The organism is Actinoplanes sp. NPDC048791 (assembly GCF_040650095.1).
Taxonomy (GTDB): Bacteria; Actinomycetota; Actinomycetes; order Mycobacteriales; family Micromonosporaceae; genus Actinoplanes.
Map to the genome: position 1 here is coordinate 1 of NZ_JBEZGQ010000599.1, position 5294 is coordinate 5294.

Below are 5294 nucleotides of genomic sequence, written 5' to 3' on the forward strand. Positions count from 1 at the left end.
CAGGTGGCGGTGACCGACTGGCCGCGGCCGGTCTTCTCCTGGAGCTCGTCGATGCGCTGGGACGCCTCGGCCTTCGTCAGCTCCTCCGGCACGTCCTCGTGGGCCTCCGAGGCCAACGTGTGCAGGTACGACTGCTGGGCGCCGGTCGCCGGTTCGTCACCGGTGGTCCAGTCGGCCGGATCCTTGATCGTGTTCGACGCCGGATCCTGGTCGGTATTCGCCATGGCCTTGCCTCCTCGAATTCTCGAACAGGCGTGCTACTACCCCCCGAATGTCAACTCCATGCCTGCCGTGGGGGTGAACGACATGCTGAGCTCCACCGGCAGGGCCGCCGGGGCCGCCACCGCGAACGGCACGCCCCACGGGTCCAGCAGCTCGGCGTAGCTGCCGAAACCCATGTCGGTCGGGCCGGAGATGACGTCGCCGCCGAGGTCGCGGCACGCCCGCATGGTCGCCGAGCAGTCGGCCACCTGGAACGCCGCCCGCCACCAGCTGCCGCCACGGCTCGGGGCCAGACCGGCCATCGCGTCGTGGGCCGTGGTGATCCACTCGCCGCGGGTGCCGTCGCTGCCGTACTCGTCGCGCAGCAGCCAGCCGAACGCCTGGCCGTAGAACCGGGCCGCGGCCTCCGCGTCGTCGGTGAGCAGCTCCGGGAAGGTCATCGTGCCCGGCTCGCCGCCGACCTGGGCGCCGGTGAAGCCCGCGCTCTCCCAGAGGCCCAGCAGGGCGCCGGCCGGGTCGGCGATCAGCGCCGAGCGTCCGCCGCGGGCCTCGATCGGCTCGCTGACCAGGCGGCCCCCGGCCTCGCGGACCCGGGTGATCGACGCTTCGAGATTGTGCTCGGTCAGGTAGGTGAGCCAGCCGGCGGGCCGGTCGACGCGGGCGCGGGTCAGTCCGGCCGCGGCCCGGCCGCCGAGCTTGAAGCGGTCACCGGCGGGTTCCCAGCCGAACAGCCCGGCGTAGAAGTCCGCCGCGCGGGCGGGATCAGCACTCGCCAGCTCGACCCAGCAGGGTGTCGCCGGCGCAAAGCCCCGAATACGCATCGGCCGCACCTTTCCTGTCGTTCCATCGTGGAATCTCGGCCCGGGGGGAGATGCCGATCACCTTACAGCCATGAATACGCTCTGCCACTACGCCCGGGTTCAATGTCCTAAAAGAACTACGACTTCGCGGCATGCAGATTACTCATAGTTACGGCGATTACTGAGCGTGTCGCTCCTCGGGCGTCCGGGACCGCTCGTTGTATCGGTCCAGAAGCCGCATCACGGGCGTGACCGCCACGCCGTGCAACACCACGCTCACGACCACGACGAAGGCCACTGTCGCCCATACGACATCCACTTCGGGGAACGTGGCGTGGGTCATCGCGTACGCGAGATAGTAGAACGAGCCGATGCCGCGGATGCCGAACGCCGCGATGACCGCGTGCTCGGCCGCGTGCCCCGGCGCCCCGCGCAGCGACAGGAAGCCGGCCACCGGCCGGACCACGAAGATCAGAGCCAGCCCGGCCAGGGCGGCGGGCCAGGTGAGCGGGCCGAGCAGGCCACCGACCACGGCGCCCCCGAGGAGCAGGAGCAGGAGTACGGTGAGCAGCCGCTCGATCTGCTCCGCGAAGTCGTGCAGCACCTGGTGGTACTCGTGCGACCGTTGCGCCGAGCGGATCCCGCGGGCGGCGATGAAGACGGCCAGGAAGCCGTAGCCACCGGCGACCTCGACGAGCCCGTAGGCCAGGAACGTCGCGGCCAGCGCCAGAAAACCCTCGGCGTGATGGGCCAGGCGCAGGTTGCGGTTGCGGGCCCGGAAGAAGAGCCGGCCCAGCGACTTACCGATGAGCAGGCCACCGGCGACACCGATGAGGATCTTGTAGAACACGTCCTTGAGGACCCACTCGCCGACCCAGCCCTCCCCGGTCACGGCGACCGTGGCCAGGGCAATGGCCGCGTACACGAAGGGGAAGGCCAGCCCGTCGTTGAGGCCCGCTTCCGACGTCAGCGCGAACCGCACCTCGTCCTCGGAATCCTCCTCGTCGGTCGGCTCGCCGACCTGGACGTCCGCGGCCAGCACCGGGTCGGTCGGGGCCAGGGCCGCACCGAGCAGCAGCGCGGTGGCCGGCACCAGCCCGGCCCACCACCAGCCGAACAGCGCGACCGTCGCGATGGTGACCGGCATGGCGACGGCCAGCAGCCGCCACGTCGACGACCACCGGCGCCTGGTCAGCGGCCGGTCGATCTTGAGACCGGCGCCCATCAGGGCGACGATCACGCACACCTCGGTGAGATGCTCGGTGAGCTTCGGATGGGCGAGCGGATCGGCGGTCGGCAGCCCGAGCGGGAGGGCGAAGACGACCATCCCGAGGGCGAGGAAGACGATCGGCATGGACAGGGGACGGCGTTCGAGGACCCGAGGCAGGATTCCGGCCAGCAGGGCGCCCACACCGAGCAGGGCGAAGAGAAGGTCGGACAGCTGCACCGCTCTGCACTGCCCGTAGCGTGGGCAAAACATGCCGCCGGCGGGGTGATTGTCGGCACCGCGCCGGGGTACCCGGCCGCCATGACTGGCAGAAACGCGAACCATCCCCGGGTGGCGGTGGTGACCGGATCCGAGTCCGGCATCGGCCGGGCGGTGGCGGTCGCCCTGGCCGCGGACGGCTACGACGTGGGCATCACCAGCTACCGCGACGCCGGGCAGGCGCAGCGCACGGCCGACGAGGTCCGCCAGGCGGGCCGCCGCGCCGAGGTCCGCGACCTCGACCTGACCCGGCTGCCGCAGGCGGCGGACGTGATCGACGAGCTGGCGGACGCGCTCGGCGGTATCGGCGTGCTGGTCAACTGCGCCGGTACCGGCACAACCACCCCGGTGCTGGACACTGATTGGAACGAATGGCGGCAGGTGCTCGCCGTCGACCTCGACGGACCGTTCCTGTGCGCGCAGCGGGCCGGCCGCCGGATGGTCGAGGCGGGCCGGGGCGGTCGCATCATCAACATCACCAGCGTCCACGAGACGGCGCCGCGGGTGGGCGCGGGGGCGTACTGCGCGGCCAAAGGTGGTCTGGGTCTGCTGACCCGGGTCCTGGCTCTTGAGCTGGCGGAGCACGGCATCACGGTGAACTCGGTGGCGCCGGGGGAGATCGCGACGCCGATGACTGGTCAGGAGGACGTGGATCCGACCGGGGTTGACCGGCCGGGGGTGCCGCTGGGCCGGCCGGGTGATGCTCGCGAGGTGGCGGCGGTGGTGGCTTTCCTGGCCGGGGCGGATGCGACGTATGTGACCGGGGCTTCGTGGCCGGTCGACGGCGGGATGCTCAACATGGGGCCGCAGGCCGGCTCCCACCTGACCGGCAACGACTGGCGTCGCCCTTAGCGCGGGACCGGTCTGGGCGGGCCCGCGTGGGACGATGACGCCGACCGGAGCGGCGGGCGGAGAGCGCGATGACGAATCCCGAACAGCGGCGGTTACGTCGCAGCGTGGTCCAGCACAGCATCGCGGTCGTGGTGTTCGCGATGCTCGCCCTGTCCGGGGTGGGGGCCGCGGGGCCGGGCCTCTACGGACTGGCGGTGCCCTTCATCGTGACCGGTGTCGCCGGCGCAGCAGGTGCCGCGGTCATCGCCGTGGCCGTATGGCGCCTACAGCGCGAGCAGGCCAGCGACCGCCCGGGCGGTGCCACCAGGAACAAGACGACGCAGCGGACCGTCCGCCTCGCGATGGTTGCCGCGGCCGTGGTCGCCTTGATCGCCGGGTGGATGCTGGCGCCGCAGGGCATGGATCGGGGCTTCGTCATCTCGGTGGCGGCCGGGCTGGCCGTCGCGTTGGCGTTGTTCTCCCTGTTCGCGGGTGACCGACCGCGGACCGCAGACCACCTGCGCTGAGCCGCTCAGGCCTGCTTCGGCAGCTCGGCGATCGGCGAGTTCTCCAGGTCGCGCAGCAGCTCCGCCGGATCCTTGTAGGTGGCGACGGCACCGGCCCGCTTCAGCTCCGCCGCGCTGGTGCCGCCGCAGGCCAGGCCGATGCACGGGATGTCGAGCTTCGCAGCCGCCTTGACGTCCCAGACCGCGTCTCCGACGAAGACCGACTGCCGGGGGTCGACCCCGGACTGGTCCAGCGCCGCCTCGAGGATGTCCGGCGCCGGCTTGCTCTGCTTCGCGTCCGACGACGAGGTCGCCGCCGCGATCGCATCGTCGGCGTTGACGACCTTGCGCAGGATGTTCAGCTCGGACTCCTTGGCCGATGAGGCCAGGACGACGGCCAGGCCCCGGTCGGCGCAGGCGCGGAGCAGGTCCCCGGCACCGGGCAGCGGGCGCAGGCGCTCCCACCAGGCGCCGTAGAGGATGTCGTGAGCGGTGGTCATCTCGTCGTCCGCGCCCTTGTCCCGGTCTGTGCCGAGCAGGTGGTCGATGATCTTGTCCGAGCCCATCCCGATGCCGCGGTGGATCTCCGCCATCGGTACGTCGTGGTCGAACTGGCGCAGGGCCTCCCACCACGCCACCGTGTGCAGGTACGTGGTGTCGACCAAGGTGCCGTCGACGTCGAAGAGGACCCCGGGTTTCGCTGTCATACCTGGACGTTTACCCCGTTCGGCGCCGGCAAACGCGGCCGGGGCGGATCAGCGGGACCGGATCAGCGTGGCGGGATCACCATCTCGAACCAGACCGTGGAGCCGCGCACCGTCGGGTCAGTGCCCCAGGTGTCGCTCAGCTCCTCGATCAGGCCCAGCCCCCGGCCCCGGCTGCTCAGGGCGTCTGTCCGGGCCCGGGTCACGCTGCCTCGCGTACCCGTGTCGGCCACCGACACCAGCAGGCGCTCCGCACTCAGGTCGATGTGCACCTGGGCCGGGGTGCCCGCGTGCAGCAGCGCGTTGGTGGTCAGCTCGCTGGTGCACAGGATGGCCGCGCCGATCACCGGCTCCGGCACCGACCACTCCCGCAGCCGGGTCGACATCCACTGGCGGACCCGGCTCGGGCCGGTCGGCTCGGCCGGGACCAGCATCGTGGCCGAACGGCTCAGCGTCACCGCCCGCTCCACGGCCAGCACCGCCACGTCGTCGTCGGTGCTGCCGGACACGGCCGCGGTCGCCAGCGAGCAGAGGTTGCGCGGGTCACCGCTGGTCGCCGCGGCGGCTGCGGCCACGAGGTCGGCGAGGCCTGCGCTCAGCGGCCGGTCGCGGCGCTCCACGACGCCATCGCTGAACATCAGGATCGAGTCGCCGGGCTCCAGCTGCAGCACCGTCGTACGCCATCGGCCGCCCAGCCCGAGCGGCGCACCCGGCGGCACCTGCACCAGCTCGGCGCCGGCTGGGC

Annotated in this window: 7 protein-coding genes; 2 read left to right on the plus strand and 5 right to left on the minus strand. The window is 71.8% G+C overall.

Annotated features, from left to right (window positions below; genetic code table 11):
- The 3 genes from AB0C29_RS32180 to AB0C29_RS32190 all read right to left on the minus strand — a co-directional run.
- On the minus strand, positions 1-224 hold a 224-nt coding region (locus AB0C29_RS32180), incomplete at its 3' end, for a DUF3072 domain-containing protein (RefSeq protein ID WP_360828158.1).
- Between the two features lie 36 nt (positions 225-260).
- Positions 261-1043, minus strand: a complete 783-nt coding sequence (locus AB0C29_RS32185) for a VOC family protein (RefSeq protein WP_360828161.1) — start codon at positions 1041-1043, stop codon at positions 261-263.
- A 157-nt stretch (positions 1044-1200) separates the two neighbouring features.
- Positions 1201-2469, minus strand: coding sequence for a cation:proton antiporter (locus AB0C29_RS32190; protein WP_360828164.1), 1269 nt, complete (start codon positions 2467-2469; stop codon positions 1201-1203).
- 81 nt (positions 2470-2550) lie between these two features.
- Between AB0C29_RS32190 and AB0C29_RS32195 the strand changes: the two genes are divergently transcribed.
- Both AB0C29_RS32195 and AB0C29_RS32200 read left to right on the plus strand, forming a co-directional pair.
- Complete coding sequence (locus AB0C29_RS32195; RefSeq protein WP_360828168.1) at positions 2551-3360, plus strand: SDR family oxidoreductase; 810 nt, start codon at positions 2551-2553, stop codon at positions 3358-3360.
- A 68-nt stretch (positions 3361-3428) separates the two neighbouring features.
- Entirely contained in the window at positions 3429-3866 is a 438-nt protein-coding gene (locus tag AB0C29_RS32200; protein ID WP_360828171.1) for a hypothetical protein, read from the plus strand.
- A gap of 5 nt (positions 3867-3871) precedes the next feature.
- Here AB0C29_RS32200 and AB0C29_RS32205 read toward each other — a convergent pair whose 3' ends face one another.
- Positions 3872-4552 (minus strand): HAD family hydrolase, encoded by a 681-nt coding sequence (locus AB0C29_RS32205; protein ID WP_360828173.1) that lies wholly within the window; start codon positions 4550-4552, stop codon positions 3872-3874.
- Between the two features lie 62 nt (positions 4553-4614).
- Positions 4615-5294: SpoIIE family protein phosphatase (locus tag AB0C29_RS32210; RefSeq protein WP_360828176.1), on the minus strand; the 680-nt coding region annotated here is incomplete at its 5' end.